Origin of the sequence: Streptomyces venezuelae (assembly GCF_008642355.1) — a bacterium.
Classification (GTDB): Bacteria; Actinomycetota; Actinomycetes; order Streptomycetales; family Streptomycetaceae; genus Streptomyces; species Streptomyces venezuelae_B.
In genome coordinates this window covers 6,142,790-6,168,216 of the sequence record NZ_CP029193.1, presented here as the reverse complement: position 1 = coordinate 6,168,216, position 25,427 = coordinate 6,142,790, and the positions used below count along the sequence as shown (strand labels likewise).

26 protein-coding genes and 1 pseudogene are annotated in these 25,427 nt (G+C 70.7%); 12 read left to right on the top strand and 15 right to left on the bottom strand.

Going from position 1 to position 25,427, the window contains the following annotated elements:
- Positions 1-104: 104 nt before the first annotated feature.
- From dapF to miaA, 3 genes are all read right to left on the bottom strand, one after another.
- Entirely contained in the window at positions 105-983 is an 879-nt protein-coding gene (dapF, locus tag DEJ47_RS28535; RefSeq protein WP_150172977.1) for a diaminopimelate epimerase, read from the bottom strand.
- 47 nt (positions 984-1,030) lie between these two features.
- Positions 1,031-1,507 (bottom strand): hypothetical protein, encoded by a 477-nt coding sequence (locus DEJ47_RS28530; RefSeq protein WP_150175915.1) that lies wholly within the window; start codon positions 1,505-1,507, stop codon positions 1,031-1,033.
- A gap of 107 nt (positions 1,508-1,614) precedes the next feature.
- Entirely contained in the window at positions 1,615-2,553 is a 939-nt protein-coding gene (gene miaA, locus DEJ47_RS28525) for a tRNA (adenosine(37)-N6)-dimethylallyltransferase MiaA (protein WP_150172975.1), read from the bottom strand.
- A 182-nt stretch (positions 2,554-2,735) separates the two neighbouring features.
- On the opposite strand from miaA, the gene DEJ47_RS28520 reads away from it, so the two are divergent.
- Both DEJ47_RS28520 and DEJ47_RS28515 read left to right on the top strand, forming a co-directional pair.
- On the top strand, positions 2,736-3,035 hold the full coding sequence (locus DEJ47_RS28520) for a hypothetical protein (RefSeq protein WP_150172972.1): 300 nt from the start codon (positions 2,736-2,738) through the stop codon (positions 3,033-3,035).
- 25 nt (positions 3,036-3,060) lie between these two features.
- On the top strand, positions 3,061-3,345 hold the full coding sequence (locus DEJ47_RS28515) for an antitoxin (protein ID WP_150172970.1): 285 nt from the start codon (positions 3,061-3,063) through the stop codon (positions 3,343-3,345).
- A 109-nt stretch (positions 3,346-3,454) separates the two neighbouring features.
- Here the strand turns inward: DEJ47_RS28515 and DEJ47_RS28510 are convergent, their stop codons facing one another.
- Positions 3,455-4,195 carry a class III extradiol dioxygenase subunit B-like domain-containing protein gene (locus tag DEJ47_RS28510; protein WP_150172968.1) on the bottom strand — a complete coding sequence of 247 codons (741 nt, stop codon included), beginning with the start codon at positions 4,193-4,195 and terminating at the stop codon, positions 3,455-3,457.
- 39 nt (positions 4,196-4,234) lie between these two features.
- Entirely contained in the window at positions 4,235-5,725 is a 1,491-nt protein-coding gene (gene miaB, locus DEJ47_RS28505) for a tRNA (N6-isopentenyl adenosine(37)-C2)-methylthiotransferase MiaB (RefSeq protein ID WP_150172966.1), read from the bottom strand.
- 139 nt (positions 5,726-5,864) lie between these two features.
- On the opposite strand from miaB, the gene DEJ47_RS28500 reads away from it, so the two are divergent.
- Positions 5,865-6,860 (top strand): TAXI family TRAP transporter solute-binding subunit, encoded by a 996-nt coding sequence (locus DEJ47_RS28500; RefSeq protein WP_150172964.1) that lies wholly within the window; start codon positions 5,865-5,867, stop codon positions 6,858-6,860.
- Positions 6,861-6,890: 30 nt separating this feature from the next.
- Here the strand turns inward: DEJ47_RS28500 and DEJ47_RS28495 are convergent, their stop codons facing one another.
- Both DEJ47_RS28495 and DEJ47_RS28490 read right to left on the bottom strand, forming a co-directional pair.
- Positions 6,891-8,306: a sensor histidine kinase gene (locus tag DEJ47_RS28495; protein ID WP_150172962.1), complete on the bottom strand. Its 1,416-nt coding sequence runs from the start codon at positions 8,304-8,306 to the stop codon at positions 6,891-6,893.
- Between the two features lie 16 nt (positions 8,307-8,322).
- Positions 8,323-9,012, bottom strand: a complete 690-nt coding sequence (locus DEJ47_RS28490; RefSeq protein WP_150172960.1) for a response regulator transcription factor — start codon at positions 9,010-9,012, stop codon at positions 8,323-8,325.
- Positions 9,013-9,314: 302 nt separating this feature from the next.
- Here DEJ47_RS28490 and DEJ47_RS28485 point away from each other — a divergent pair, with 302 nt between their 5' ends.
- From DEJ47_RS28485 to DEJ47_RS28455, 8 genes are all read left to right on the top strand, one after another.
- On the top strand, positions 9,315-10,094 hold the full coding sequence (locus DEJ47_RS28485) for an amino acid ABC transporter ATP-binding protein (RefSeq protein ID WP_150172958.1): 780 nt from the start codon (positions 9,315-9,317) through the stop codon (positions 10,092-10,094).
- 46 nt (positions 10,095-10,140) lie between these two features.
- Entirely contained in the window at positions 10,141-11,061 is a 921-nt protein-coding gene (locus tag DEJ47_RS28480; RefSeq protein ID WP_150172956.1) for a glutamate ABC transporter substrate-binding protein, read from the top strand.
- A 120-nt stretch (positions 11,062-11,181) separates the two neighbouring features.
- Entirely contained in the window at positions 11,182-11,829 is a 648-nt protein-coding gene (locus DEJ47_RS28475) for an amino acid ABC transporter permease (RefSeq protein ID WP_150172954.1), read from the top strand.
- Positions 11,826-12,794 carry an amino acid ABC transporter permease gene (locus DEJ47_RS28470; RefSeq protein ID WP_150172952.1) on the top strand — a complete coding sequence of 323 codons (969 nt, stop codon included), beginning with the start codon at positions 11,826-11,828 and terminating at the stop codon, positions 12,792-12,794. The genes DEJ47_RS28475 and DEJ47_RS28470 overlap by 4 nt, the downstream gene beginning before the upstream one ends.
- A gap of 288 nt (positions 12,795-13,082) precedes the next feature.
- Positions 13,083-14,753 carry an FAD-dependent monooxygenase gene (locus DEJ47_RS28465; protein ID WP_150172951.1) on the top strand — a complete coding sequence of 557 codons (1,671 nt, stop codon included), beginning with the start codon at positions 13,083-13,085 and terminating at the stop codon, positions 14,751-14,753.
- A 7-nt stretch (positions 14,754-14,760) separates the two neighbouring features.
- Complete coding sequence (locus DEJ47_RS37695; protein WP_398336716.1) at positions 14,761-14,961, top strand: putative leader peptide; 201 nt, start codon at positions 14,761-14,763, stop codon at positions 14,959-14,961.
- 80 nt (positions 14,962-15,041) lie between these two features.
- Positions 15,042-15,581, top strand: coding sequence for a cysteine dioxygenase (locus DEJ47_RS28460; RefSeq protein ID WP_150172948.1), 540 nt, complete (start codon positions 15,042-15,044; stop codon positions 15,579-15,581).
- Entirely contained in the window at positions 15,578-15,985 is a 408-nt protein-coding gene (locus tag DEJ47_RS28455; protein WP_317850845.1) for a rhodanese-like domain-containing protein, read from the top strand. The genes DEJ47_RS28460 and DEJ47_RS28455 overlap by 4 nt, the downstream gene beginning before the upstream one ends.
- A gap of 16 nt (positions 15,986-16,001) precedes the next feature.
- Here the strand turns inward: DEJ47_RS28455 and DEJ47_RS28450 are convergent, their stop codons facing one another.
- From DEJ47_RS28450 to DEJ47_RS28425, 6 genes are all read right to left on the bottom strand, one after another.
- Positions 16,002-18,566, bottom strand: a complete 2,565-nt coding sequence (locus DEJ47_RS28450; protein WP_150172944.1) for an FtsX-like permease family protein — start codon at positions 18,564-18,566, stop codon at positions 16,002-16,004.
- Positions 18,563-19,354, bottom strand: a complete 792-nt coding sequence (locus DEJ47_RS28445; RefSeq protein WP_150172941.1) for a helix-turn-helix domain-containing protein — start codon at positions 19,352-19,354, stop codon at positions 18,563-18,565. Before DEJ47_RS28445 ends, DEJ47_RS28450 begins: the two co-directional genes overlap by 4 nt.
- Before the next feature lie 144 nt (positions 19,355-19,498).
- Positions 19,499-20,368 carry a recombination regulator RecX gene (recX, locus tag DEJ47_RS28440; protein WP_150172939.1) on the bottom strand — a complete coding sequence of 290 codons (870 nt, stop codon included), beginning with the start codon at positions 20,366-20,368 and terminating at the stop codon, positions 19,499-19,501.
- A 3-nt stretch (positions 20,369-20,371) separates the two neighbouring features.
- On the bottom strand, positions 20,372-21,496 hold the full coding sequence (gene recA / locus DEJ47_RS28435; protein WP_150172937.1) for a recombinase RecA: 1,125 nt from the start codon (positions 21,494-21,496) through the stop codon (positions 20,372-20,374).
- A gap of 278 nt (positions 21,497-21,774) precedes the next feature.
- On the bottom strand, positions 21,775-23,052 hold the full coding sequence (locus tag DEJ47_RS28430; RefSeq protein WP_150172935.1) for an AI-2E family transporter: 1,278 nt from the start codon (positions 23,050-23,052) through the stop codon (positions 21,775-21,777).
- 115 nt (positions 23,053-23,167) lie between these two features.
- Positions 23,168-23,362, bottom strand: a complete 195-nt coding sequence (locus tag DEJ47_RS28425; RefSeq protein WP_055564104.1) for a DUF3046 domain-containing protein — start codon at positions 23,360-23,362, stop codon at positions 23,168-23,170.
- Positions 23,363-23,440: 78 nt separating this feature from the next.
- On the opposite strand from DEJ47_RS28425, the gene DEJ47_RS28420 reads away from it, so the two are divergent.
- Positions 23,441-24,403, top strand: a complete 963-nt coding sequence (locus DEJ47_RS28420; RefSeq protein WP_150172933.1) for a hypothetical protein — start codon at positions 23,441-23,443, stop codon at positions 24,401-24,403.
- A gap of 36 nt (positions 24,404-24,439) precedes the next feature.
- Here the strand turns inward: DEJ47_RS28420 and DEJ47_RS36615 are convergent, their stop codons facing one another.
- Together DEJ47_RS36615 and DEJ47_RS28415 are read right to left on the bottom strand one after the other, a co-directional pair.
- A complete protein-coding gene (locus DEJ47_RS36615; RefSeq protein ID WP_164441065.1) occupies positions 24,440-24,622 on the bottom strand; it encodes a hypothetical protein in 183 nt (60 codons plus the stop codon).
- A 43-nt stretch (positions 24,623-24,665) separates the two neighbouring features.
- Positions 24,666-25,272, bottom strand: a pseudogene (locus tag DEJ47_RS28415) (AzlC family ABC transporter permease); the annotation flags it as partial.
- Between the last annotated feature and the right edge of the window lie 155 nt (positions 25,273-25,427).

The window sequence follows — 25,427 nt, the reverse complement described above, 5'->3', positions numbered from 1 at the left end:
GCGGCGTACTCCGTCCGGGCCGGTGCTTGATGCTACCGAGCCCATCACGTGGCGCTGACCGCCTCTCGCCGAGCGTGAAACGGATCACCCATTCGAGCGACAGTTCATGCGCTTGCCGTTTCGAACCATTCGGACGCGATCTCGCCCTCGGCGACGATCACGGCGCCGCCCGTCATCTCGATCTCGCCGTCGGGGCGCTCGGTGATCACCAGGCGCCCACCGGGCAGGTCGACGGTGTATGTGGCCGGGGCCCCGGTCACGGTCGGATCGAGGCCGTCCTTGCGGGCCGCCGCCACGGCCACGGCGCAGGCGCCGGTGCCGCAGGAGCGGGTCTCGCCCGCGCCGCGCTCGTGCACGCGCATGGCGACGTGCTGCGGGCCCCGGGGGACGACGAACTCGACGTTCACGCCGTCCGGGTAGGCGGAGGCGGGGCTGAAAGGGGGTGCTTCGTAGAGGTCGCCCGCTTCGGAGAGGTCGTCGACGAACGCGACCGCGTGCGGGTTGCCCATGTTCACGTTCCGCGCGGGCCATCGGCGGTCGCCGACCGAGACGGTCACGTCTCCTTCGGGGAGGAGCGCCTTGCCCATGCCGACGGTGATGTCGCCGCCGGACTCCTCCTTGGCGATGTGCACGGTCTTCACGCCACCGCGGGTGGCCACCGCCAGGTCGCCTTCGACGGCGTGCCCGGCGCGCTGCAGGTAGCGGGCGAAGACACGCACTCCGTTGCCGCACATCTCGGCGACGGACCCGTCGCCGTTGCGGTAGTCCATGAACCACTCTGCGCGGTCGGCCAGATGGCGGGCGTCGGGGTGGGCCGCGGAGCGTACGACGTGGAGGAGGCCGTCGCCACCGATGCCCGCGCGGCGGTCGCACAGGGCGGCCACGGCCGACGGGGACAGCTCGACGGCGTTGTCGGGGTCGGGGATGATCACGAAGTCGTTCTCGGTCCCGTGCCCCTTGAGGAAGGCGATCCGCGTGCTCATTCCTCGATCGTACGGTGTGGGTACGACACCCGGTCCACGCGGTGGGCTCAGCGGAGCCTGGCCACCCGCCACACGGCGAGCACCACGGCGCCCAGGAACAGCACGGCGTACCCGGAGACGACGCGCCAGTCGGGGCGGCTCCCTGAGCCGCGCTCGGGCAGTCCCGGCCAGGTGTGACCGACGCGGCGGGCGGCCATCATGCCCCAGCCGGCGGCGCAGCAGCTGATCAGCAGACCGAGCATGGCGACCACCGCACCGCCGTCGCCGAACTCGAAGGCGAGCGGGAAGGCGAACATCAGGGAGCCGACGGCGGCCAGGATCACGATCGGCGCGAGCTGCCAGACGCGCAGCCGGGGCTGGGGGCGCAGCTCGACCTCGACCTCGGCCGCGGCGGACATCTCGTCCGCGTCGGGACCGTCGTCCGTGACGCCGCTCGACGTCACACCACCCGACACCTCGTCGGGACCGTCGGGACTGAGTTGCTCTCCGCCGTCATGTGCGGTGTCACGAGGGCCGGCCTCCATCGCCACGCGCCCTCCCACTTCGGACTTCACCGGTCGATCGATGGTCGATGATGGCACGGCGTCAGGTGCCGGGATGACCGCCGGAGCGTCCCGATGCCATCACGTGATCAGGCTGTGACCGGTCGTTCGACCAACGCCAGCGCGCGTGCCGGGAGTTCCTCGTGGTCGGCCAGTGCCCCGCTCAGCCAGTGCACCCGTGGATCGCGGCGGAACCAGGAGTCCTGGCGCCGCGCGAAGCGCTTGGTGGCGCGCACGGTTTCGGCGCGCGCCTCGTCCTCGGTGCACTCCCCCGCGAGCGCCGCGAGCACCTGCTGGTAGCCGAGTGCGCGTGCGGCCGTACGCCCCTCGCGCAGCCCCTGAGCCTCCAGGGCCCGCACTTCGTCGACCAGGCCGCGCTCCCACATGCGGTCCACGCGCGTGGCGATGCGTTCGTCGAGCTCGGGGCGTGCCACGTCGACGCCGATCTGGATCGTGTCGTACACGGATTCGTGGCCGGGGAGGTTGGCGGTGAAGGGCTTGCCGGTGATCTCGATGACCTCCAGAGCGCGGACGATCCGACGGCCGTTGCTGGGCAGGATGGCCCGGGCCGCCTCGGGGTCGGCGGCGGCGAGGCGGTCGTGCAGGGCCCCCGAACCGCGCAGCGTGAGCTCTTCCTCCAGGCGGGCCCGCACGTCGGGGTCGGTGCCGGGGAACTCCAGGTGGTCCACGGCCCCCTTGACGTAGAGGCCGGAACCGCCGACGAGGATCGGCCAGCGCCCCTCGGCGAGGAGACGGTCGATCTCGGCGCGGGCCAGCTTCTGGTACTCGGCGACACTGGCGGCCTCCGTGACGTCCCAGATGTCGAGGAGGTGGTGGGGCACGCCGCCGCGCTCATCAGGCGTCAGCTTGGCGGTACCGATGTCCATCCCTCGGTAGAGCTGCATCGAGTCGGCGTTGACGATTTCGCCGCCGAGACGCTGGGCGAGGAAAACGCCCAGATCGGACTTTCCTGCCGCGGTCGGACCGACGACGGCGATGACCCGCGGGGCGGGGGCAGTGCTACTCACCGCCCCAGTCTCGCAAACATCGGACCTCGTCCCCGAACGAGCTACGTGACGGCACGGCTCTGGGGTCGTTGCCTGTTGCGAGGTTCCGGCCGCCGGTTTCGAGGACCGATGACCCGGGCGACGCAATGGGACGCACCGGGCGGGGCGGGATTTCGCCCACACGAGTAACGTATGGAGTAGATATGGGCGTTTTTGCACGTTTCCGCCGAAAGTCCAAGGACAGCGACGAGGCGTCGACGACTGACGCGACAGCGGCCACGCTGACGGCCGAGCCCGAGGCAGCCGAGGAGGCCGCCTCCGAGGCCGACAGCGACGCGAAGCCCGCAGCCGATGCCAGTGCCGACACCGACACCGAGAGCGCCGCCGAGGACAAGTCCGCGGAGTCCGGCGAAGCGGCTGATGCGGAGGGTGTGGACATTCCGAAGCAGCAGTCCGCCGGAGAGGCGGCCGACAACGAGGCCGGCGAGGGCGCCCGCAAGTAGATCCCCAGCGAGGGAAGGTGGACCCATGGGCTTCCTGGACCAACTGAAAGCCAGACTCGCCCCTGCCAAGGGCAAGGTCTCGGACCTGGCGCAGCAGCACGGGGGCAAGATCGACCAGGGCCTGGACAAGGCTGCGAAGGTGGTCGACGAGAAGACCAAGGGCAAGTACAGCGACAAGATCCAGGCGGGCACGGGGAAGGCGAAGGACGCCCTCGGCCGCATCGCCGGGGCCGACGGGGAGAAGGGCGCGGGCGGCAGTGCCGGGCCTTCGACCCCACAGTCGCCTCCGTCGCCCCCGCCTGCTTCCTGAACCGCAGCGGAGGACGGCCGCGAAGCACCTCGCTTCGCGGCCGCCACCGTGTGTACGCGGGCGCGCCGGACCGCCGCGGCAGCCGGACCACGACGACACGGCAACCCCGCTACGACCAGGCAGCCACCATGTACCCGACACCGTACGGCGCGTCCTCGTAGAGCAGCTCGCCGCGCAGGGCAGCGCCCTCCGCCGCTCCGGCGAGCACCTGCCAGGGCGCACGGCCGGCCGCCTTCAGTTCGTGCGCGAGGCCCGCGTCCAACGCCTTCAGCGCCTCGATGTCGGCCTCGCCGAGGGCACGCCCGACCGCGGCGTCGAAGCCGGCCGCCCGCTCGTCGAGGTACCCCGGCGCCTTCAGCGTGCGGCACGCGCTGGCGTCGCCCATCACCAGCAGTGCCACCCGGTCGGCCCGGGACCCGAGGCCCCCTCCGACTTGGATACACCGCTCGGCCTCGTCTGGTTCCCCCACACCGAGACCTTCCACCGGCGCCGCCGACCACTGTGCGCGCTCCAGCAGCCAGCCGGCGACAGCGAGCGACGACGGAAGCTCACGACGTCCCTCGGCTCCGACCTCCGATACTGCTTCCGCTTCCGGCGGTACCGGGCCGAGCCGCACGTCCACGTCCACGCCGAAACCCCGGAACGACCCGGCCGTGCCCTGCGGGTGCGGACCGCGCCCGTTCTGCTCGGCCGGCCCGATGACGACGAGGAGATCGGGCCGAGCGGCGGCGAGCACCCCGATGGCATCCGAACACGCCGCGCGCGCGGCGTCGAGTTCGGGAGCGGCACCCGCGGCGACCTCGGGAACGAGCACCGGCGGACAGGGGCAGACGGCTGCGGCGACAAGCATGATCCGCAGCGTAACGCGCCTCGGTCGGAGCCGGCTCCGTCAGTCGCAGCCGCAGCCGCTGCCCGTCGTCACCGGCAGCGGCGCCGGAGCGCCGATCTTCGGCAGGCCCAGCATCACGCCCGCGGGCTTGGCGGCAGCCTCGGTGTTCCGCTTCTCCCAGGCGTCGCCCGCGCGCGTGGGACGCACGTTGAGGACGGCCCCCTCGGCGAGCAGGTGGTGCGGTGCGGCGTAGGTGATCTCGACGGTCACGACGTCACCGGGACGCACCTCGGTGTCCGGCTTGGTGAAGTGGACCAGGCGGTTGTCGGGTGCGCGGCCGGAGAGACGGTGGGTGGCGCCGTCCTTGCGGCCCTCGCCCTCGGCGACCATGAGGTCCAGGGTGCGGCCGACCTGCTTCTTGTTCTCCTCCCAGGAGATCTCCTCCTGGACGGCCACCAGGCGCTCGTAGCGCGACCGGACGACCTCCTTGGGGATCTGGCCCTCCATGGTGGCCGCCGGGGTCCCGGGGCGCTTGGAGTACTGGAAGGTGAAGGCGTTCGCGAAGCGGGCCTCGCGGACCACGTGCATCGTCTGCTCGAAGTCCTCCTCGGTCTCGCCGGGGAAGCCCACGATGATGTCCGTCGAGATGGCCGCGTCCGGCATGGCCGCGCGGACCTTCTCGATGATGCCCAGGAAACGATCCTGCCGGTAGGAGCGGCGCATCGCCTTGAGGATCGGGTCCGAGCCGGACTGCAGCGGCATGTGGAGCTGCGGCATCACGTTCGGCGTCTCGGCCATGGCGGCGATGACGTCGTCGGTGAAGTCGCGCGGGTGCGGGGAGGTGAAGCGCACGCGCTCCAGGCCGTCGATCTTGCCGCAGGCCCGCAGGAGCTTGCTGAAGGCCTCGCGGTCACCGATGTCCGAGCCGTACGCGTTCACGTTCTGCCCGAGGAGGGTGATCTCGGAGACGCCCTCGCCGACGAGCGCCTCGATCTCCGCGAGGATGTCACCGGTCCTGCGGTCCTTCTCCTTGCCGCGCAGCGCGGGCACGATGCAGAAGGTGCAGGTGTTGTTGCAGCCGACGGAGATGGAGACCCAGGCCGCGTACGCGCTCTCACGGCGGGTCGGCAGCGTCGACGGGAAGGCCTCGAGCGACTCGGCGATCTCGACCTGCGCCTCTTCCTGGACGCGGGCACGCTCCAGAAGGACCGGCAGCTTGCCGATGTTGTGGGTGCCGAAGACGACGTCGACCCAGGGCGCCCGCTTGACGATGGTGTCGCGGTCCTTCTGCGCCAGACAGCCGCCGACGGCGATCTGCATCCCGGGCCGCTTGGTCTTCATCGGCGCCAGGCGGCCGAGATTGCCGTACAGGCGGTTGTCGGCGTTCTCGCGCACGGCGCACGTGTTGAAGACGACGACGTCGGCGTCGCCGTCGGCTCCTTCGGGCGCACGTTCGTAGCCGGCGTCCTCCAGGAGGCCGGAAAGCCGCTCGGAGTCATGGACGTTCATCTGGCACCCGTAGGTGCGCACCTCGTAAGTCTTCGCGCTCATCTCGCCCCCCAGGGTACGGGGTCGCCACGCGCGCGTGCCCGCGGATTGCGACCGCGGCACCCGGGGGCCGGGCCGCGCGACGGCCCGGTGTGACCTCTCCCCTGGTCATCACGGTGAGTGGGCTGGCAGGATCGCGCGCATGCTCAAGGCACTTCCCCAGATCAGCAGGCGCCGCGCTCTGCAGGGTTCCGCCGCGGCCCTCGTGGTGTTCGGTCTGCTGATGTGGTGGCTGCTGCCCATGGGCGAGGACTCCCCGAGCGGGCGGATCACGTTCAGCACGGGCGTACGGGAAGGCGTGTACGAGCGGTACGGCAAGCTCCTGGAGACGGCGATCTCCAAGGACATGCCGGACGTCGACGTCGAGCTCCTCAACAGCGAGGGCTCGCAGCAGAACGTCGCGCGCGTGGCCACCGGGAAGTCCGACTTCACCATCGCGGCGGCCGACGCCGTGGAGACGTACCGTCTGGACGCCGCACCGGGCTGGTACCGGCTGCGTGGCTGCACGCGCCTGTACGACGACTACGTCCAGCTCGTCGTGCCCCGGTCCTCGAAGGTCAAGGACGTCGCCGACCTGCGCGGCAAGCGCGTGGCGGTGGGCCAGGACCACTCCGGGGTGCGGCTCATAGCCGATCGGGTGCTGAGTGCCGCGGGCCTCGAACCGGGAACCGACATCAAGCCGGTATCCGCCGGGATAGACACCATGCCCGGTCTCCTGAAGAGCGGCTCCATCGACGCGTTCTTCTGGTCCGGCGGGCTCCCGACCAACTCCGTGCGTGCCCTCTCCAAGAAGATGGACATCAGGCTGGTGAAACTGGGTTACCTCGTGGAGGCGCTGCACAAGCAGGGCGGCGGCTCGCGGTACTACCGGGCCGCGACGATGCCGGCGGACGCGTATCCCGAGGCCCAGCAGGGGTCCGCCGTCCCGACGCTGGCCGTGGCGAATCTCCTGGTGACCACGGACCGCACCGATCCCGCGCTCACCGAGCAGCTGACGCGCACCGTCATCGACAGCCGCGACCACATCGGCGACCAGGTGCACGCGGCGCAGGTGGTGGACTTGCGCACCGCGCTCTTCACGGACCCGCTCCCGCTGCACAAAGGGGCGCGCCGCTACTACCGCTCGGTCAAGCCCTGACCCGTCGTCCGCGCGGCGCCGAGCCGTTCGTCAGGCCGTGTCCGGAGGCTCGCTGCGCGGGATGCTGACCGTCACCCGCAGGCCGTGCGGTTCGTGGCGTGCGTACGCGATGGAGCCGCCGCCCGCCGCGAGCAGCGTCCGCGAGATGGACAGGCCGAGCCCTGAGCCCTGCACGTTCTGGTGACGGTTGCTGCGCCAGAAGCGGTCGCCGACGCGGGCGAGCTCGTCCTCGGTCAGGCCGGGCCCGCCGTCGGTGACCACGACGGTCGTCGTCCCGTTGCTCGACGCGACCGCCACCCGCACGTCCCCGCCCTCGGGCGTGAACTTCAGGGCGTTGTCGATCACCGCGTCCAGCGCGCTGGAGAGGGCGATCGGGTCGGCCCAGCCCGTGGTGGCCGGGCAGTCGCCCGTGAGCCGCACGCCCCGCTCGTCGGCGAGCGGCCGCCAGGCGGCGACGCGCTCGGCGGTGAGCTCCCCGATGTCGACGACGCTTAGGTCCGCCGCGGCGTGCTCGGCCAGCGCGAGGTCGAGCAGATCGTCCAGAACCTGGGCCAGGCGTTTGCCCTCGGTGCGGACCGACGCGACCTCTTCATTGCCCTCGGGCAGTTCGAGGGCGAGGAGCTCGATGCGGAGCAGCAGCGCCGAGAGCGGGTTGCGCAGTTGGTGGGAGGCGTCGGCGACGAAGGCACGCTGCTGCTCCAGGACGTCCTGGACGTTGTCGGCCATCTCGTTGAACGAACGGGCGAGGCGCTGTAGTTCCGGTGGGCCGCCCGCCGCCGCGACCCGGGACTTGAGACGCCCTGTCGCTATGTCGTGCGTGGTCGCGTCCAGGATCCGCACCGGGCGCAGCACCCAGCCGGTGAGCCGCAGGGCCGCGCCGACGGCCAGCAGCATCGCCGCCGATTCACCCGCGGCGATGAGCAGCCAGCCGTGCAGGGTCTTGGAGCGCATGCGTCCGGTCGGCGAATCCGTGACGACGACCGCGATGACGTCCCCGTCCTTGATCACCGGGGAGGCGACGGCGAGTCGCCCTCGCTGCCAGGGCCAGACCTGCTCCGGGTCATGGCTGCCGCGGGAGCGCAGCGCCTCCTCGAAGGCGCCGCGCAGGGCGCCGTGGCGGGGCAGGAACCAGCCGCTCGGGGACTTTGCCATGGCGCCGTCGTCGCGGTAGAAGACGCCCGCGCGGATGCCGTAGACGTCGTAGTAGTCGTCCAGTTCGTTCTGCAGCGTCTCGCGGCGCTCGTCCGTGCCGCCCGATCCCGATGGACCTCGGGGACGTTTGGTGACGAACTGTGCGAGCGAGGCGAAGCGCGCGGTGTCGTCGATCCGGTCGACGACCACCTTCTGCTGCTGGGCCGCGGCGACGCTGACGGCGAGCGGGAAGCCGAGTGCGAGCAGTACGCCCGCCATGAGGACGATCAGCAGCGGGAGGAGGCGGGAACGCACCTGTTCTTGCTCCTGGCTACGCGGCCGGGGCGACGAGGCGGTAGCCGACGCCGCGCACGGTCTCGATCAGGGCGGGCATGTGCAGTTTGGAGCGCAGGGAGGCCACGTGCACCTCCAGCGTGCGTCCGGTCCCTTCCCAACTGGTGCGCCACACCTCGCTGATGATCTGCTCGCGCCGGAAGACCACTCCGGGGCGCTGTGCGAGGAGTGCGAGCAAGTCGAACTCCTTGCGGGTCAGTTGGACGACTGAACCGTCAACGGTGACCTGCCGGGTGGGCAGCTCGATGTGCACCTGCCCGAGACGCAGTTCGCTGTCCTCGGATGCCGGTGCGCCTCCGGGGGTGGGCCGGCGGATGACGGCGTGGATGCGGGCGATGAGTTCCCCGGTGTCGTACGGCTTCACTACGTAGTCGTCGGCTCCGAGGTTGAGGCCATGGATCCGGGAGCGTACGTCCGAGCGCGCCGTCACCATGATCACGGGTATCGAGCCGCGCTTGCGGATCTTGCCGCACACCTCGTATCCGTCCTGGTCGGGCAGCCCCAGGTCGAGGAGGACCACTCCGAAGGGGGGCGTTTCCGCGGGCAGCAGAGCTTGCAGGGCTTCCTCGCCGTTGCGGGCGTGCTTCACGTCGAAGCCGTGCCGGGCGAGGACCGCGGAGAGGGCGGCCGCCACATGGTCGTCGTCCTCGACGAGAAGCAGTCTCATAGGGGCCCCCTCCAGTTCACCGGTCGTTCCGTCGCGGCTGGTCATCATGGTCGGCGGTCGCGCGCGAGGAAGCCACACGCGAGCCATCAAGGCATCCACGCCGATGCATAAGGACCACGTCAAGGGGGTTCAGGTCACGAGCACGTTCCGTTACCCACCCGGTACGCACTCCGTGGACCCTCTTCACACGGAGTGTCCGGTTGCGGCCGGATCGTTATGCTCAATTTCCCCTCAGATGTAATGACGCTGGTCGCACTGGGTTATTACTGTCCTCCCAACCGAGGAGGATGGAGCAACAAGCCGTGACCGAAGTATCGGTGACCAAGGACGCCATACCGCCCGGGGCGGACGACCTGGTCGTGCTGAAGAACGTCAACAAGCACTTCGGCGCTCTGCACGTGCTCCAGGACATCGACCTGACCATCGCCCGCGGTGAGGTCGTCGTCGTGATCGGCCCCTCCGGGTCCGGCAAGTCGACCCTGTGCCGTGCCGTCAACCGCCTGGAGACGATCGATTCGGGAAGCATCTCGATCGACGGCAAGCCGCTGCCCCAGGAGGGCAAGGAGCTCGCGAGGCTCCGTGCGGACGTGGGCATGGTCTTCCAGTCCTTCAACCTTTTCGCGCACAAGACCGTGCTCGAGAACGTGACGCTGGGCCAGACCAAGGTGCGCAAGATCGGCAAGGCCGAGGCGGAGGCGAAGGCACGCGGTCTGCTCGACCGGGTCGGCGTCGCCTCCCAGGCCGACAAATACCCCGCGCAGCTCTCCGGCGGCCAGCAGCAACGCGTGGCCATCGCGCGCGCGTTGGCGATGGACCCCAAGGTGATGCTCTTCGACGAGCCCACGTCGGCGCTCGACCCGGAGATGATCAACGAGGTCCTCGAGGTCATGCAGCAGCTCGCCCGGGACGGGATGACGATGGTCGTCGTCACCCACGAGATGGGCTTCGCACGCTCCGCGGCCAACCGTGTCGTCTTCATGGCGGACGGCCGCATCGTCGAAGAGGCAGTGCCGGACCAGTTCTTCAACAACCCGCGCAGCGACCGGGCCAAGGACTTCCTGTCGAAGATCCTTAAGCACTGAGGCTCCCACGCCGTCTCAACACCAGTCGAAACAGAGGATGTTCACCATGAAGCTCCGCAAGTCCGCTGCCGCGGCGGCCGTCGTCGCCGCTCTCGCCCTGACCGCCACGGCATGCGGCGGCGAGGAGGGTACGGCCGGCGACAAGCCGAAGGACCCGACCGGCGGCAAGAACGCGCCCAAGCTGCCCACGTACGAAGTGAAGTCCGACGTCAAGGTCGACTCCTCGGTTCTGAAGAAGGCCCAGAAGGCCGGCAAGCTCGTCATCGGCGCCAAGGACGACCAGCCGTACCTGGGCTTCAAGGACAGCGCCGGCAAACGCTCCGGCTTCGACATCGAGATCGCCAAGATGGTCGCCGCCGACCTCGGTTTCAAGCCCGACCAGATCGAGTTCAAGACGATCGACTCCGGCGTCCGCGAGACCACCATCTCCAAGGGCGACGTCGACCTCTACGTAGGCACGTACACGATCAACGACGAGCGCAAGAAGCAGGTCGGCTTCGCCGGTCCGTACTTCATGGCGGGCGCCGACCTCCTCGTCCGCTCGGATGAGAACGACATCACCGGTCCGGACACCGTGAAGGGCAAGAAGGTCTGCTCGATCGTCGGCTCCACTCCGCTCCAGGAGATCAAGAAGTCGAAGTACGGCGCGAAGACCGTCGAGCTGGCCAAGTACTCCGAGTGCGTGCAGCAGCTCATCAACAAGGAGGTCGACGCCGTCACCACTGACGACGCCATCCTCAAGGGGTACGCGGCGCAGCAGCCGAAGGCGCTGAAGGTCGTCGGCAAGCCCTTCACCAAGGAGCCGTACGGCATCGGCATGAGCAAGGACGACAAGGCCCTGCGCGACGCCGTGGCGGACGCCGTCGAGGCGCACCAGAAGAACGGTGACTACAAGAAGGCGTACGACGCGACGCTCGGCCTGTCGAAGTCCAAGTACACCGAGCCGCCGGCCCTCGAGCGCTACTGACCGCGCCGAACCGTCCGTCCCACTCCCCGGCAGTGAGTTGACCGGGTCCCCGTACGCATCACGGTGCGTACGGGGGCCGGCTCACCCTGCCCGACCACTGCCGCCCACGAGGACATCCCCGTGAACGTACTGCTCGACCACTTCGCGGAATTCCGCGAGGGATTCATAGGCACGGTCTGGCTGACCGTGGCCAGCAGCGTGCTCGCGCTGATCCTTGGCGTCGTGCTCGCCGGTTTCCGGGTCTCCCCGGTACCGCCGCTGCGGTTCTTCGGCGCCGCCTGGGTCACCCTGTTCCGGAACACGCCGCTGACGCTGCTCTTCCTCACCATCTGGTTCGCCGTGCCGCAGGTCTTCGACTTCGGCTTCGACCCCTGGACCAAGGCGCTGATCGTACTCAGCGTCTACACCTCGTCGTTCGTCTGCGAGGCCGTACGGTCCGGTATCAACACCGTGCCGCTCGGGCAGGCCGAGGCGGCCCGCTCGCTCGGCATGACGTTCTTCCAGACGCTCGGCACGATCGTCCTGCCCCAGGCCGTGCGCACCGTCCTGCCGCCGCTGAGCAGCATCTTCATCGCCCTGACGAAGAACTCCGCCATCGCGGGCGCCTTCAGCGTCACGGAACTGTTCGGCTGGCAGAAGATCCTCAGCGACCGGGGCTTCGCCATCGCCTGGCTGTTCCTCTGGGTGGCGCTCGGCTACCTCGTGATCACATTCACCATCAGTGGCCTGTTCCGGCTGCTCGAGCGGAGCCTGGAGGTCGCACGATGAGCTCCAGCGTCCTGTACGACGCCCCGGGCCCCAAGGCCCGGATGCGCAACCGCATCTACTCGGTCATCGGAACGGCCGCGATCATCGGCCTCATCGCCTTCGTGATCATGCGGCTCGCCGACCGGGGCCACTTCGCGTCCGAGGTCTGGAACACCTTCAACTACGCCAACGTGCGGATCGCCATCCGCGACGGCATCTTCACCACGCTGAAGGTCTTCGCCCTCGCCGGTGCGCTGTCCCTGGTGCTCGGCGCGCTGCTCGCGGTCACCCGCGCGTCGGATCACCGCGCGATCCGCTGGCTGGCCACGGGATTCATCGAGCTGTTCCGCGCCATCCCTCTGCTGATCACGATCTACGCCCTCTGGGTGCTCTTCCTCACCTACAAGAGTGACCTGGGGTTCGTCGGCGAGAACAACGGCTTCTGGGCCCTGGTCATCGGTCTGGCCGTCTACAACGGCGCCGTGCAGGCAGAGGTCCTGCGGGCCGGTTTCAACGCCGTGCCGCGCGGCCAGGTGGAGGCGGCGTACGCACTGGGACTGCGCAAGTCCCAGGTGATGACGATGCTGCTGCTGCCGCAGGCGGTCAGGTCCATGCTGCCGACGATCATCAGCCAGCTGGTGGTCACGCTCAAGGACACGTCGCTCGGCTACATCATCACGTACGCGGAGCTCCTGTACGCGGCGCGACAGCTGGCCAACACGACCCTCGTCAACGGCCAGTACATCTACGTTCCGGTGATCATGGTCGTCGGCACGATCTACGTGGCGATGTGCATGGCCCTCTCCGGCCTGGCCACCTGGGTCGAGAAGCGCGGACGCCGGGCCAAGACGGGCATCGCCGTCGCCGCGGCCGCCGAGCCCGCCGAGGCACCGGGGGCGCTCGACCCGTCCGACCCCAAGGGGCCGACGGTCGACGCCGAGCAGGCGGCCGCCAAGGCCGACGAGCCGCCCGGCAAATCGGACTGAGCGGGTCTCGGCGAACGAACCGAGGTAAGGGGCGGTGTCCATGGGACGCCGCCCCTTACCGTTCCCGGACCTGCCTCCGGCCTCCGATGTAACGACATGTGACGATCGGACAGGGCGATGGCACGGTAGGTCCCGTCGGAGCGGGCGTCGCTTGACGCAAGCAGCGGCAATAGGTTGCATACGTTCTGTGATCGTGCACCGGGCTCCAACTGCCAGTTCCTGTACGTACGTCCAGAGCATCCGGGCAGCCCGGACCCTCGGAGCCCGCCGGGCCGGAGGATGTGCGCCGTGGACCCGGTGATCGTCGTCGGCGCGGGTCCGGTCGGACTCGCGCTCGCCCTCGCACTCGCCCGCCACTCGGTGCCCACCGTCGTCCTCGACGAGGGCCCCGGCAAGGACGAGCAGCGACCCGCGCGGACCGTCGTCCTCCGCGACGACACCGCGGCGTTCGCCGAGCGGCTCGCGGGTCACTCGTTCGGCGACACGGAGACGGGCGCGCGGTGGGCGGGCTGGCGCTCCGTGCGGCGGAAGCAACTGATGCGGGAACTCGACTTCGACGAAGCGACCCCGTCACCGCTGCACCTGCCACAGCACGAGCTGACCTCCGCGCTGCGCGAAGCGATCGCCGACGAGCGGCTGGTCAAGGTCGCGGTGGACAGCAAGCTCGACTCCCTCGAACAGGACGCCGGCGGCGTGACCGTCCACACCCGCGGCCCCAAGGGCACATGGTGGCGTGGCAGTTACCTCGTGGGCTGCGACGGCTCGCGCTCCACCGTGCGCAAACTCCTCGACGTCCGCTTCCCGGGCCGTACCGCCGTCGAGCGACACGCCGTCGCCGCGCTGCGCACGGAACTTCCGTGGCCCGGTCAGGCGTTGTTGCACCGGATGCCTCCGTGGCGCCACGGAGGCGCCGAGGTGGTGGGGCGACCGCTGGCCGGCGGCGTGTGGCGGCTCGACTGGCTGCTTCCGCCGCGCGGCGACCTGGTGACGCCCGACGCCCTCGTCGTCCGCATCCGGGAGACCCTCGCGGGCTGGTGCGGGGGCTCCACACCTCCGTACGAACTGCTGGACACGGGCGTGCACACCGTCCACCACCGACTTGCCCGACGGTGGCGGGTCGGCCGCGCCTTCCTCGCCGGGGACGCCGCGCACCTGCTCGGCGCGCTCGGCACCCAGGGGCTCGACGAAGGGCTGCGGGACGCCGACAACCTGGCGTGGAAGCTGGGGTTCGCCTGGCACCACGGCGCGCGCGAAGCGCTGCTCGACAGCTACCAGGTCGAGCGCCGGGCCGGTGTGGCCGCCCGCCTGCGCGCCGCCGACCAGTCGCTGCCCGCGCTGCGCGGCAACAAGAACCTGCGCTCGTACGTCCCCGGATCGGCCCGGGGGCACGACACGCTCCTCACGGACGGTCACGTCGGACGCGGCCCCCTGGGCGCTCCCTCGTCCTACGCCGATTCGCCGCTGGCCCCCGTGTTCTCCGAGTCCTTCACGGCGGTCGGCACGGAGCCCGGCGCGCCCGTCGTCGATGTGCGGGTGACGGCGCCGGACGGGTCCTTCGTCCAACTGCGCGACCGGCTCGGACTCGGGCACCTGATCGTCGTCCTCGTCGCGCCGGGCACCGTGGTGTGGGAGCGGCGGCACTGGGTGACCGCGGGGATCATGCCGCGGCTCGCCGCCGCGGTCACGGCCCTGCCGCACGCCGCCGAGCTGCTCGTCGCGGAGAGCTACCCCGGTGCCGCGGCCCACTCGGTCCTGCTCGTACGCCCCGACGGCCACCTGGTCACCGCGCTGTCCGGGGTACGCCCGGCCGAGCTGTACGCGGCGGCCGAGACAGCCCTGGGCGGGTCTGCCCCGACGGGACGGGCGGACGGCGAGGAGCGGCCCGGTCGCACGGGTACGAGTACGGGCGAGGAGGAGAACTCGGCGGGGGCCGCGGGGGTGGCACGGCGTTCAGGGTGAGGAGCAGGTGAGGGCAAGGGGCACCACCTCGGTCGTGCTCCCCACCGCGTCCGCGGACGGTCCCCGTTCGCATGTTGAGCCGGGGTTGACCGGTCTGCACCCCCGTGGTCTACTCCGGATCGTGACCGACACCGATGTGCGCCTGTGGCGGAGGGTCCATATGGACCTCGTCCGCTACGCAGGCTGCGTGTGTCACCCGTCCTGCTGAATTCGCACTCTTCCCCCGCGCACCGAGCACCGCTTTGGGCCATACGTGCGCGCATTTCGCGAACCTCCAGGACGGTATCCGTGTCTGTTGCCCCTTCCTCCGCCGCGCCCTCGGCGTCGCGCTCTTCGGCGCCCACCGCCGCCGAACTCCTCTCCTTCGTCCGCCGCACCGCGGCCGACGCCGAACTCATCGCCTCCTTGCCGCTCGACCCCGAAGGCCGTACCTGGGTACGCCTGGAGGGGCCAGGCGGCAGTGAGGCCTGGCTGATCGGCTGGCCGCCCGGCACCGGCACCGGCTGGCACGACCACGCGGAGTCGGTCGGCGCCTTCCTCACGGCGGCGGGCACCCTCAAGGAGAACTCCTTGGCCGCGCGCCTGCCCACCGACGGGTGGAAGACCCTGGAGCTCTCCGAGGACGTCGATCGCGAACGGGAGTTGACGTCCGGCGAGGGCCGTGCCTTCGGCCGGAACCACGTGCACGAGGTGCTGAACGAGTCGACGACCGAGCACGCCGTCTCCGTGCACGCCTACTACCCGCCACTGCCACGGATTCGCCGCTACAGCCGAACGGGCGACGTGCTTCGCCTTGAGTCCGTCGAGCGTCCGGAGGACTGGCAGTGAGCGACGAACAGCCCTTGGGCATCGACGCGTTGCTGGAGCGCGTACGCCTCGATCTCGACCGGCTCTCTCCGGAGGAGGCGTACGAAACCGCCGAGGGCGGTGGTCTGCTGGTCGACATCCGCTATGCGGCACTGCGGGAGCGGGACGGGCTCATCCCCGGCGCACTCGTCGTCGAACGCAACGAACTGGAGTGGCGGCTCGATCCCCAGGGCAGCCATCGTGCCCCGCAGGCCACGAGCCATGACCTGCGCGTCGTCGTGGTCTGCAACGAGGGGTACGCGTCCAGCCTCGCGGCCCTCTCCTTGCGGCAGTTGGGGCTCCGCCACGCCACCGACCTCACGGGGGGATTCCAGGCGTGGCGGGCGGCGGGCCTGCCCGTCGTGACCGCCACCCAGGAGGCGTGAGAACCGGCCGTGCCGCCTACTCCTTGGCCGTCGCCACCGCTACGGGGAGCGGCCTCAGGGCGGCGCGGCCGGGCAGGGCGGTCGCGGTGAGGGCGAGCAGGCCGGCGACAGTGAGCACGGAAACGTACACCAGAGGGACGACCGTCGGCGCGGCGCTTCCGGTCATGCCGACGCTGAATGCCGTCAGGACGGCGAGCGCCACCCCGCTGCCGAGGCCGGTACCGATGAACAGGACCGCCAGTGCCTCGGTCCGGAGCATCCGCAGCACCTGACGACGCGTCGCACCGGCCAGGCGCAGCATCGCGAACTCACGGATGCGTTCGGAGACGGACATCGCCAGCGTGTTGACGACGGCGATGGCGGTGAAGGCGAGGACGAGGCCCATCGCCAGCAGATTCACCTCGGCGTTGGTCCTGCGGCTCTCCGCCTGGAGGTCGTCCGCCGCTGACGGGGTGAGCACATGGACACCCGGGAACTTGTCGAGGGCCGCCGCGAGTTGTTGCTGTGTACGGTCACTCCTGACGAGGACCGTGGTGGCGAGCGGGTTGTCCACGTGGCGGGCGACCAGATCGTGCGCCATGGTCAGATCCCCGAAGCCGAGCCCGCGTGCGTAGACGGCGCGCACGGTGAGCTCTGTCCTCGTGCCGTCTCCCAAGGTGAACTTGAGCGTGCTGCCCGGCTTCAGCCCGAGCCGGTCGGCGGCCAGTTCACTGACGGCGACGCTTCTCTCGCCGAAGCCCTCGATCGTTCCGGCGGTGACGTCAGGGTCCCAGGTCCGGGCGAGGTCCTCGGGGGTGACGCCCTGCGCGGAGTACTTGTCGAGCCCCACGCGGACCGTCGTGCGGACGACCTCGGTGGCCGCCTCCACCCCGTCGGTCGTACGCAGCTTCCGGGCGGCCTGCGCCGGAACACCGGGTCCCTGCGCGGCCAGTACCCAGTCCGCGCGGATGCCTTCGCGTGCCTGGGCGCGGGCGGCGTCGTCGAGGGTGGGCTGGACGAAGAGGACGGTGCAGGCCATGCCGGTGAGGAGGGCGAGCGGCGTGACGACGGCGGCCATGCGGGCCGCGTTGCCGCGCAGGTTGGCGTGGGCGAGCTTGCCGCCGGGGCCGGTCAGCCGGAGCGGGCCCCGGAGCAGTGCGGCCGCTGCTCGGACGACGAACGGGCCCAGGAGGGCGATGGCGCAGGCGAACACCACGACCGTCAGGAACGTCACGGGGGTCGACGCCGCCTCGGTGTGCAGCACGCTCAGCACGGCGACCAGGACGACACCGCCGACGAGCAGCACCAGGCCGGCGACGATGCGGCTCCACGCGGCCCGCCCCGGCTCGACCTGCGCTTCGGCGAGGGCCTGCGCCGGGCGGATACGGACGATTCTGCGCCCCGCGATACGCGCGGCGGCCCAGGCTCCCAGCAGGGTGGCACCGACGGCGACGAGCGGCGGGAAGACGCTGACGGTGCGCTCAAGGGTGGCGGGCACGGCCCCCGTCGCCACGAACCGCTCGTGCAGCCACCCTCCGAGCGGGAGCCCGGCGAGCGCACCGACCGCACCCGCCACCGCGCCGACGACCAGTGCCTCGCGCCCGAGAAGCCTACGGATCTGCTTCGGGGTCGCGGCGACGGCACGCAGCAGGGCGAGTTCGCGGTGGCGTTGCTGGATCGAGAGAGCGAAGGTGCCGACCACCACGAGGACGGCGACGAGAAGCGAGGTGCCACCCATGGCCCCGCCCATGCTGACGAGCTTGACGCGCGCTCCCGCAGCGTCCAGAAACTCCACGGGCCCGCGATCGTCCCCCGTGCTGATCTGCGCCGTCGTCCCTTCGACGGCCTGCTCGACCGCCGTCTTGAGATCAGCGACGGAGGTGCCCTTCGCCGGTACGACGCCGAAGGCGGTGACCTTCCCGGGATGCGCCGCGAGCCGTTCGGCCTTTTCGGAGGAGAAGAAGAGCGAGGTCTGATGGGTCAGGGCGCCGTGCTGGGGCGCGGCCACTCCGGTGATGCGGTAGTCGCGCGGGCTCTGCGTCGACTGGACGGTGAGGCGGTCGCCGGGCCGCAGCCCGGTGCGGTCGGCGAGACCGCGGTCGATGACGAGATCGTGCGAGGACCGCGGCGCCTTTCCGTCGACGAGGTGGAAGGGGGTGAGGGTCGCGGACTTCCACGCGTGCCCGTACGTGGGTGCGTCGGCCCCGCCGTCGGGTCCCGCTCCCTTTCCGGCTTTAGGGATCACCGGCTGGGCGAGGAAGGTGAGTTCCGGTACGACGGTGGCGACGCCCGGGGCGCTCTTGATCCTGCTCTCGATGTCGTCGGCCCGGAGCCACGCGCGTTCGGCGATCGGTTTCGCCTTGTGCTTGACCTTGGTCTTGCCCTTTTTGTGCTTGACCGTGGTCTGGTGCACGTTCTGGTCGGCAGAGACGATCACGGGGGCCGCGGCGTAGCGCTCGGTCTTGATCGTGCCGCGCAGGCCGGTTTCCAGGAGGGTGCCGCAGGCCGTGACGAGGGCCGCGGCGCACATCAGCGCGAGGAAGGCGCCGACGAAGCCACCCTTGCGGTCCCTGACGGTCTGCAGTGCGTAGCGCAGCATCATGAGGGCTCGGACTCTTTTCGGTTGTCGGAGGAGGCTGGGGGCGCGGAGGGGGCCAGGGGCGCGGAGGAGACCGGGGGCTCGGAGGCAGCTGTAGGCGCGGGGAAGGCCAGGAAGCGGGTGAGAACGGGGCGGGCGCCGTCCGGGGTGGCGGCGTCGGACCGCTTGTAGCGGTTGAGGAGCGCGATGTACTCCTCGAAGAACTCATGGAGTTCGGGGAGGGTCAGCCGGATCGTGCCTCGTGAGTGAGGCAGTGCGTCCGCCCACTCGTCGGAGCCGGGCTCCCGTTGCAGTTGCGCGAAGAGCTCCAGGTCGGCCGCGTACGAGAGGCGGCTGAGCTCGTCCATGACGAGCCGCGTCTCCGGGCTCTGCCGGCTGCGCGGCGGGAAGCGCCGGTCGCCCGGGACGGCGCGCCACCAGCGCTCACGTCCGTGCCCGGAGCCGCGTGTCTCCTCGACGAAGCCGTATCGGGCGAGTTCGCGCAGGTGGTAGCTGGTCGCGCCGGTGTTGAGCCCGAGGGCCCTGGCGAGCGTCGCGGAGGTGGCCGGGCCCTGCACGGTGAGGTGCTGCAGCATCTGCTGCCGCCGCGGTTGCGCGAGCGCCTTCAGTACGCGCAGATCACTCAGTTCTTGCGGGCCCTCGACCGCGCTCGGTTCATACGCGCCCTCGCCCGCACTCAGCTCTCGCGGGCCCACGGACGCGCTCGGATCGTGCGGGCCCCGGGTCCGGGGCGGCCGTTTCGCGCCGGTCGCGGGCCGTTTCGCGCCGGTCCTGCCGGGTTCCTCTGCCATGCGTACACAGTCGCCTGTGCACACGACCCTGTGCATTGCGGCAACCCGGCGTCTCCGCAGGGGGGTTGCCCCCACCCTGCGGAGCGCGAGCCGGAGTGCGGGGATCGTTCCGACTGCCGCCCCACCCCCGTGGGGGCGGCCCGCTCAGAACGCCTCGTACCCCAGGTCGTCGGTCTCTTCGCCCTCTTCCTCCAGCGCCTGCCGGACCACGCGGAGCGCCATACCCTCCGCGTATCCCTTGCGGGCGAGCATGCCCGCGAGGCGACGCAGGCGCTTGTCGCGGTCGAGGCCCCGCGTGGAGCGGAGCTTGCGGGCGACGAGCTCGCGCGCGGTCGCCTCCTCCTGCTCCGCGTCGAGCTGCCCCACGGCCTCGTCGATCAGCGTGGACTCCACACCTTTGGTGCGCAGCTCCCGCGCGAGCGCACGGCGGGCCAGGCCCCGGCCGTGGTGCCGGGACTCGACCCAGGCGTCCGCGAAGGCGCTGTCGTTGATGAGGCCGACCTCTTCGAAGCGGGAGAGGACCTCTTCCGCCACGTCGTCGGGGATCTCCCGCTTGCGCAGTGCGTCGGCGAGCTGCTTGCGCGTGCGGGGGGTGCCGGTGAGGAGGCGCAGGCAGATCGCCCGCGCCCGCTCGGCCGGATCCGTGGGCGGTTCCCCCTTCTCGGCCCTCGACGAGGAAGGGGAACCGCTGTCCTGATGGCCGCCGGAGCTGCCGGAGTCCCGGCCGTCGGAGTCCCCGAAGCGGCCACGGCGGCGGCGTCCACGACTCCGGGCGCCACCGCCCCGGAAGCCTTCGCCGCCCTGGTGGCCCCCACTGCCCTGGAAGCCGTCGGCGTCCCGGAAGCTTCCGCCGTCCCGGAGGCTTCCGCCGTCCTGGAAGCCGTCACCATCACCCCGGTCGGCGTACCGGCCCGCCACGCCGTCCTGATCCACACCGCCCCCGTGGCCCCGCCCGGCAGCACCGGTGCGGCTTTCGGGGGCGGTGTCGTCCGCCCAGTCGGTTCGTCGCGTCACGGACTAGCTCTTGGCCGCCGCGGCCTTGGACTTGGTGGCCTTGGCCGCCGGAGCGGGCACCGTCTTGGCGTCGTCGGCAGCCGGGGCAGCACCCGCCGCGTCCGCGCTCGGCTCCTCGGTCGGAGCCTCGGGCTTCACACCGACGCCCAGCTTCTCCTTGATCTTCTTCTCGATCTCGTTGGCGAGGTCGGGGTTGTCCTTCAGGAAGTTGCGGGCGTTCTCCTTGCCCTGGCCGAGCTGGTCGCCCTCGTACGTGTACCAGGCTCCCGCCTTGCGGACGAAGCCGTGCTCGACGCCCATGTCGATCAGGCCGCCCTCGCGGCTGATGCCCTGGCCGTAGAGGATGTCGAACTCGGCCTGCTTGAAGGGCGGCGCGACCTTGTTCTTGACGACCTTGACGCGGGTGCGGTTGCCCACCGCGTCCGTGCCGTCCTTCAGGGTCTCGATGCGGCGGATGTCCATGCGCACCGACGCGTAGAACTTCAGCGCACGGCCACCGGTCGTGGTCTCCGGGGAGCCGAACATCACGCCGATCTTCTCGCGCAGCTGGTTGATGAAGATCGCGGTGGTCTTGGACTGGTTGAGCGCGCTGGTGATCTTTCGCAGGGCCTGGCTCATCAGACGAGCCTGCAGACCCACGTGCGAGTCACCCATTTCGCCCTCGATCTCCGCGCGCGGCACCAGGGCGGCCACGGAGTCGATGACGATCAGGTCGAGGGCGCCGGAGCGGACCAGCATGTCGACGATCTCGAGGGCCTGCTCGCCGTTGTCCGGCTGGGACAGGATGAGGTTGTCGATGTCGACGCCGAGCTTCTTCGCGTACTCGGGGTCGAGGGCGTGCTCCGCGTCCACGAAGGCCACCGCGCCGCCCGCCCGCTGGGCGTTGGCCACGGCGTGCAGGGTGAGGGTCGTCTTACCGGAGGACTCCGGGCCGTACACCTCCACCACACGGCCGCGGGGGATGCCGCCGACGCCGAGCGCGACGTCGAGCGCGGTCGACCCGGTGGGGATGACCTCGATGGGCTCGTTCGGCCGCTCGCCCATGCGCATCACTGCGCCCTTGCCGAATTGCCGTTCAATCTGTGCGAGCGCGGCGTCGAGCGCCTTCTCGCGGTCGGTTCCTGCCATGGGTTCCACCCGATTTGCTTGAGTCGATCGCTTCACGTCAAAGACGCTAACGCCTGCCACTGACAATCCGCCCCGACGCCCGTCCAGCCTGTGGATAACTCGAGGCCCGCCCCGCAGAATCGCCGCCGGTCAATCCATGAGAATGGATGTTCGAATTTAGTGTCAAGCGTGGCACGCCGGGGTCGGCGCCGTCCGCCCACGCCTCCTGGCGCCCGCTTCTCCCCGGCGGTCCCCGACGCCCGCTCCTCCCGGAGACCGCCCCCGGCGCTCGCCCTCTCCTACCCGCGCTTGCCCGGCTTCGGCGAGGGGCCGCCGGGCTCCGCCGGGGCCTCCGGCCTGTTCGGCCCCCGCAGCGCTCGCCGCATCCGGGCGAGGAGGGGTGCTCCGACCTGCCGCCGATGCCCGTGCACCCGGGGGTCGTCCGTGACGTCGTACCTCTTCACGTACGCCCCGAGGAACGCCTGCAGCGTCGCGACGGCCGGGATGGCGATGAGCGCCCCGACCGCGCCGAGGAGGGCGGTGCCCGCGATGACCGAGCCGAACGCGACAGCGGGGTGGATGTCCACACTCTTGGCGGTGAGCTTGGGCTGCAGCACGTAGTTCTCGAACTGCTGGTAGACGACCACGAAGATCAGCACCCAGAGCGAGTACCAGGGGTCGACCGTGAAGGCGATCAGCATCGGCAGGGCACCCGCGAGGTACGTGCCGATGGTGGGGATGAACTGGGACACGAGGCCCACCCACACGGCGAGCACGGGCGCGTAGGGCACTTCGAGCACCTGGAGCAGGATGTAGTGCGCGATCCCGGAGATCAGCGCCATCAGGCCGCGCGAGTAGAGGTAGCCGCCGGTCTTGTCGACCGCGATCTCCCAGGCCCGCAGCACCTCGGCCTGCTTGGCGGGCGGCAGCACCGAGCACAGCGCGCGGCGCAGCCTCGGCCCGTCGGCCGCGAAGTAGAACGAGAACAGCAGGATGGTCAGGAGCTGGAAGAGACCGCCCAGGACCTGCGCGGACACGTCCAGGACGCCACTGGCGCTGTTCTGCACGTACTTCTGCAGCCAGTCCGAGTGGACCAGGCTGTCCTGGACCTCGACGCGGGAGAGGTCCGTGTGGAAGGTCTGGTTGATCCAGCTGATGACCTTGTCCAGATAGTCGGGGAAGTCCTCGACCATGTCCACGATCTGGCCCGCGAGCATCGACCCCATCAACGCGACGAAGCCGGCGCTGGCGATCACGACGCTCAGGAAGACCAGGAACGTGGCGAAGCCCCTGCGCATCCCGCGCGCGGCCATCCAGCTCACCGCGGGCTCGACCGCGAGCGCCAGGAAGAACGCGATCAATACGTTGATCAACAGCCCGGTCAGCTGATGGAACGCCCAGCTGCCCAGCTGGAAGCAGGCGACGAGCGCGAGGGCGAGAACCATGGCGCGCGGCAGCCACCGCGGCATGCGGGCACCATGCCCTGCCTCTGCCCCCGCGGGGGGCTGTGCGGGCGGCGTCGTGCCGGGCGGAGCGGTGTCCTGGGTGACCTGCGCGGTCTCGTCTGTCGGTGCCACGGGCCAAGTCTCGCCCACGTCGGTGACGATCGGACGCCACCCTCACATCTTGGGACGGGCTCGAAACGGACCACGCGCGCGTGGAGCCCCTCCGACGCCACCGAACTGCCCCTAATCAGCGCTTTTCGGCGGGCACGTCCATCGCCGTGCACACCGCACGCCAGACGTCCTTGGCCTCCCAGCCCGCTTCCAGTGCCTCATGGACCGTACGACCGCCCAACTCGGCCATCACGTGATCGCGCGCGAAGGAGTCGGCGTACCCCGCACCGAAGTGGGCCGCCATCCGCTGCCAGAAGACCGTCAACCGCATGACTCCAGTATCACGCCCCTGAGGGTGCGGCCGGGCGCAGGGGCTCGTCGAGAACGCTTTCCGCCCTACGGTCGGTGCATGGCCGAAACCGGAGCATCTCCCGCAGTGCCCTCACCCGACGCGGCGCTCTCCCCGCTCGCCCGCGCCGAGCGCTTCGTCTGGCTCACCGCGCGCGTCCTGGAGCAGCGACGGTTCGCGTACCACTTCCTCGACGGCGCGGGCTGCGACGCGGCCGCTGACGCGGTGGAGACCGCCCTGACCTCGTACGCCACCACGGACGGCGGATACGGCTACGCGCTGGAGCCCGATCTGCGCGGCCCGGTGAGCCAACCGTTGCACACCGGGCACGCGCTGGGCGTCCTGGACTCGATCCGCCGCTGCGGCGGGCAGCGGGTGGAGCGCGTGTGCCGGTATCTGACGTCGGTGTCGACGCCCGAGGGCGCCCTTCCCGCGATCCATCCCAGCCAGCGCGGCTACCCCGCGGCACCGTTCATGCCGATCGTGGACGATCCGCCCAGCGAGTTGCTCGCCACCGGCCCGGTGGTGGGTCTACTGCACCGCAACGAGGTGTGGCACGCCTGGCTCTTCCGGGCCACGGACTTCTGCTGGACGGCCGTCGAGTCGCTGGAGGAGTCGCATCCCTACGAGATCCAGGCGGCCGTCGCCTTCCTGGACGGTGTGCCCGACCGCCCACGCGCGCGTGCCGCCGCCGACCGTCTGGGACGCCTCGTGCGCGAGCAGCGGCTCGCGGCGCTGGACCCGGCGGACCTCGACGCGTTTCCGGTGCAGCCCGGTTACGCACCGGGGGAACACCACTTCCCGCACGACTTCGCGAAGGTCCCGGAGTCGCTCGCGCGCTCGTGGTTCACCGACGAGGAGATGAGGCGCTCCCTCGACTTCCTGGCGCGGGACCAGGAGGCGGACGGCGGCTGGCCGGTGCGTTGGCGGCAGTGGGCTCCCGGTACGGCCATGGAGGCGCGGCCCATCGTCACCATCCAGGCGCTGCGCACGCTCCGGGCGTACGGACGGGACATCGGCTGAGGGGGCGTCGAGCGTCAAGGGTGCCGGGCTCGCCCGTCACCCCGCCAACGCGCGCAGCCCCGCCGTGACGGTGACGGCCGCGGCGATGACGACGAGGAACGGCGCGCGCAGCAGCAGCGCCACGGCCGCTGCCGCGAGCCCTCCCGCCTTCGCGTCCAGGATGAGCACCCGCATGTCGCCGAAGGCCTGTTGGGCCGTGAGCGCCGCGAGGAGAGCCACGGGAGGAGCGCGGCCATCCGTCGGACGAGCGGGCGTTCCAGTGCAGCACCGGCAGCAGACCGAGCCCCGGGAGGACGGCGATCGCGGCGACGGCGCGTTCCGTCGTGGTACGCGGCATCGGGGCGAGCAACGCCAGGAAGACCGCGGGACCCGCCGCGTCGAGCCCCCGCGCGTCGGTGTCGCCGATCGCCTCCGCGCCCAGCGCTCCGAGCAGCGTGGTGAGGTTCCACAGGACGTACAGGCTGAGACCCGGTGACCGTGAAGCCGATCCGCGCACCGCGCCACGTGGGCTGGGCGAGCGAGACGGCAGCGGTCTCGTCGATGACCCAATGCGCGGCGAACGGCCGCACCGCGCGCGGGAGGGCGAGCAGTTGGGAGAGGCGGAGCCCGTAGAGCGCGTTGCGCACTCCCAGGAAGAGGACGCCCGCGGCGGCCGTGAACGGGTTCCCCCCCCCGCCCGCGAGCGCGCCGACCAGGGCGAACTGGGACGCTCCGGTGAACACCAGCAGGCTGAGCGCACACGTCTGGAGCAGGGTGAGGCCACTGCCCGCGGAGGTCACTCCGAAGGCGAAGCCGGAGAGTCCGACGGCGACGCCGACGCCGAGCGCGTCCCGGACGACAGCGGCATCGGGGTTCTCCGTTTGATCCATGCCCGCTAGGGGTCTCTGTTCCGCCACGCGTCGGACGGTACGAGCCCGTCCGCAGCCGGGTCGTGTACGTTCTTGCGCCCACGCCGGTACACCCCCGGCGGCACCCCCCCCCGATGCGGGTGAAGTGCCGGTTGAGGTGCGGCTGGTCGGTGAAG